Annotated in this window: 1 protein-coding gene; it reads left to right on the plus strand. The window is 67.7% G+C overall.

The window, feature by feature from the left end; translation table 11 throughout:
* Positions 1–957 (plus strand): IS256 family transposase (locus tag ISU10_RS22705; RefSeq protein WP_194698730.1); only part of this gene is annotated, 957 nt, incomplete at its 5' end.
* Positions 958–1,015 lie beyond the last annotated feature (58 nt).

Genomic DNA, 1,015 nt, shown 5'->3' on the forward strand with positions numbered 1-1,015 from the left:
GCCGAGCGGGCGCTGACCACGGTGGTCGCCACCTGCTACCTGCTCGGTGTCTCCACCCGGCGGATGGAAAAGCTCGTCGAGACCCTCGGCATCACCCGGCTGTCCAAGTCGCAGGTCTCGGTGATGGCCAAGGAGCTCGACGCCCACGTCGAGGACTTCCGGACCCGGCCCCTGGACCAGGGTCCCTACACGTTCGTGGCCGCGGACGCGTTGACGATGAAGGTCCGTGAAGGCGGGCGGGTGGTCAACACCCACGTCCTGGTTGCGACCGGCGTCAACGCCGACGGACACCGCGAGATCCTCGGCCTCGACATCTGCTCGGCCGAGTCCGAAGCCGGCTGGCTGACCCTGTTCCGCGGCCTGAACGCTCGCGGCCTGTCCGGGGTCAAGCTCGTCACCTCAGATGCCCACTCCGGGCTCGTGGCCGCGGTCGGCGCCACGATGGGAGGCGCCTCCTGGCAGCGGTGCCGCACTCACTACGCCGCGAACCTGATGGCGATCTGCCCCAAGCAAGCATGGCCCGGGGTGAAGGCGATGCTGCACAGCGTCTACGACCAGCCTGACGCCAAGGCCGTGCACGCCCAGTTCGACAAGCTCCTCGACACCGTCGCCGACAAGCTCCCCGAGGTCCACGACCACCTCGACGAAGCCCGCGCTGACATCTTGGCGTTCACCGCGTTCCCCAAGGAGATCTGGCGCCAGATCTGGTCCAACAACCCCAACGAGAGGCTCAACCGAGAGATCCGCCGCCGCACCGACGTCGTCGGGATCTTCCCCGACCGCAACTCCGCAATCCGACTCATCGGCGCCGTCCTCGCAGAACAGCACGACGACTGGATCGAAGGCCGCCGCTACCTCGGACTCGACGTCCTGGCCCGCTCCCGCATGGCCCTGATCACCGCCGAGGAGACCACCACCGAGAAGGAGGACCTGACACCCGCCGCACTCACTGCCTAGAGTGCAACCACCGGATCACGCGGTGGCCCCTTCATCCACCACGACCGTGGACTTGACC

The organism is Nocardioides agariphilus (genome assembly GCF_015352445.1).
Classification (GTDB): domain Bacteria; phylum Actinomycetota; class Actinomycetes; order Propionibacteriales; family Nocardioidaceae; genus Nocardioides; species Nocardioides agariphilus.